The sequence below is a fragment of the Paraburkholderia silvatlantica genome (assembly GCF_003096715.1).
Lineage (GTDB): Bacteria > Pseudomonadota > Gammaproteobacteria > Burkholderiales > Burkholderiaceae > Paraburkholderia > Paraburkholderia silvatlantica.
Genome location: NZ_QEOL01000060.1, coordinates 1 through 2735, shown reverse-complemented (window position 1 = coordinate 2735; position 2735 = coordinate 1). Strand labels below are relative to the sequence as shown.

General features: G+C 59.2%; 1 protein-coding gene and 2 pseudogenes. 2 read left to right on the top strand and 1 reads right to left on the bottom strand.

Going from position 1 to position 2735, the window contains the following annotated elements; genetic code table 11:
• Window positions 1–93: 93 nt before the first annotated feature.
• Window positions 94–303: pseudogene (locus tag C7411_RS36700) on the top strand (IS110 family transposase); the annotation flags it as partial.
• A gap of 336 nt (window positions 304–639) precedes the next feature.
• Window positions 640–2070, top strand: a complete 1431-nt coding sequence (locus tag C7411_RS36695) for an ISNCY family transposase (protein ID WP_110389025.1) — start codon at window positions 640–642, stop codon at window positions 2068–2070.
• 362 nt (window positions 2071–2432) lie between these two features.
• On the opposite strand, the pseudogene C7411_RS36690 reads toward C7411_RS36695, so the two are convergent.
• Window positions 2433–2642, bottom strand: a pseudogene (locus tag C7411_RS36690) (IS110 family transposase); the annotation flags it as partial.
• Between the last annotated feature and the right edge of the window lie 93 nt (window positions 2643–2735).

Genomic DNA, 2735 nt, shown 5'->3' with positions numbered 1-2735 from the left:
GTCGAGATTTACTGCTACGCCGCCCTCAGGAAATTTGCCCTACCCATGGAGTAGATCTTGAAAACCGATTCCGCTTGACACCGGGAGTCATATCAACGCGGTGACGTGTATCTGCGAACGCTGCTGATCCACGGCGCACGATCGGTCATCGTGAGCGCCAGGCATTTGCCGGAGCGTTTGCGTCAGATGCTCTCCCGGCGTCCAACGAACGTCGTGGCTGTTGCACTCGCCAACAAGATGGCGCGAACAATCTGGGCGCTGCTGGCATACGGCCGAACGTATGAGGCAGCCCGCGCGCAGTGATCAAGCTTCAATGTCCATAACCCACCATTCACGGTTGCACAGGTGTACTGAGTGATGGCAAGACAGGTTGGACCGCGAAAAGGCAAGCCTGAGACATTTCTCGGACCTCGAGTCCGCTAATTAGATTAGGACCTTTGCGGCGAAATCCATCGGGGCCGGCGGGGACATCCCGCGATCGAGTCCGGATATAAGTCTGCAACCACCCTCCTCGCCACACACAATCACCTTGCAAATGGGAGGCGACCATATAAGAAATGTCGTGTTCTAGCCATTTAGAAATGTCGCGTTTCTACCTCGGTAAGCTTGTCGGTTTCCTGCAAGACCAGGGAGCCGTCCATGCACCGAAGCGCACTGGTGACATTGAGCATGCGAGAACTCGATCGTTTGAAGGTAATCCAGGCCGTCGTGGATTCGGGCCTGAAGCCCGGTCGCGCGGCCGAACGTCTGGGCCTGAGCGTGCGACAGATAGAGCGGCTTGTGATCCGGTACCGGGAATCCGGCGCGGCCGGGCTGACTTCGCGCAAACGTGGCCGCACAGGCAATCGGCGACTGGACACTGAACTTGCTCAACGGGTGCTGACGATCATTCGCGATCGCTACGCCGATTTCGGGCCGACGCTGGCCTGCGAGAAGCTTTGGGAATGCCATGGTATTCGGCTGGCCAAGGAGACGGTCAGACGGCTCATGACGGAGGCCGGGCTGTGGGTGCCGCGCCGGCAGCGACCACCGAAGGTTTATCAGCCACGCGCGCGTCGGGCGTGCCTGGGCGAACTGATCCAGATCGACGGCAGCGATCATCGCTGGTTCGAGGACCGGGCACCGCAATGCACGCTGCTGGTGTACGTGGACGACGCGACGAGCCGGCTGATGCATCTGCACTTCACCGCGACTGAATCGACGTTCAGCTATTTCGAGGCGACGCGGGCGTACATCGAGCGTCACGGCAAACCTGGCGCGTTCTACAGCGACAAGGCGAGCGTGTTTCGTAGTGCTGCTGCTCGCAAGACAGGTAGCAGCGTGACGCACTTCGGCCGTGCCATGTACGAACTGAACATCGACACATTTTGTGCGAACAGCAGCCCGGCCAAGGGACGCGTCGAGCGCGCGCACCTGACGCTGCAGGACCGACTGGTCAAGGAGATGAGGCTGCGTGAGATCGGCACTGTGGCTGAAGCGAATGCCTGGGCACCCTCCTTTATGGCTGCCTACAACGCGCGCTTTGCCAAGCCACCGAAGAGCAGCTTTGATGCGCATCGGCCGCTGCGAGACGACGAGAATTTGGACCTGCTGATGACCTGGCGCGAGACGCGGCGTGTGACGAAGTCGCTGACGGTGCAGTACGACCGCGTGATGTATCTGCTGGACGACACGCCGGAGAACCGGAAGCTGATTCACCGCTACATCGACGTGTGGGAGTACCCGGACGGACGCATCGAAATCCGCGCGGATGGGCGTGAATTGCCGTATCGTCAATACGATCGGCTGGCCGAAGTCGATCAGGGCATTGTGGTTGAGCACAAGCGCCTGAGCCATGTGCTCCAGGTCGCACAGGCGATTCAGGCGCAGCGCGATAACCGAAGGGCATCTGGTTCGCCGTCCCGCACGAATCAAGGCCAACTGGCTCGAACCAGGGAACGGTTGCCAGGCACGAAGAAACAGCGCGAGTTCACGCAGGCCGATGTCGAGCATGTGATCGTCGATCTGGCTCAACGCAGACAGCCACAATCCCAACCCCGCAAACCTGGCCCTCGGTCTGCAAAGGGCTAGGAGCACTGGCACAGACACCAGCACCCTGCCCGTTCAAGCGCCAACCTTCGACACTGCGTGAGCTGTAACCCGTTAGAGACAAACCTTTTAACCCTCAAAACACGACATTTCTTATATGGTCGCCTCCCATTTGCAAGGTGATTGTGTGTGGCGAGGAGGGTGGTTGCAGACTTATATCCGGACTCGATCGCGGGATGTCCCCGCCGGCCCCGATGGATTTCGCCGCAAAGGTCCTAATCTAATTAGCGGACTCGAGGTCCGAGAAATGTCTCAGGCTTGCCTTTTCGCGGTCCAACCTGTCTTGCCATCACTCAGTACACCTGTGCAACCGTGAATGGTGGGTTATGGACATTGAAGCTTGATCACTGCGCGCGGGCTGCCTCATACGTTCGGCCGTATGCCAGCAGCGCCCAGATTGTTCGCGCCATCTTGTTGGCGAGTGCAACAGCCACGACGTTCGTTGGACGCCGGGAGAGCATCTGACGCAAACGCTCCGGCAAATGCCTGGCGCTCACGATGACCGATCGTGCGCCGTGGATCAGCAGCGTTCGCAGATACACGTCACCGCGTTGATATGACTCCCGGTGTCAAGCGGAATCGGTTTTCAAGATCTACTCCATGGGTAGGGCAAATTTCCTGAGGGCGGCGTAGCAGTAAATCTCGAC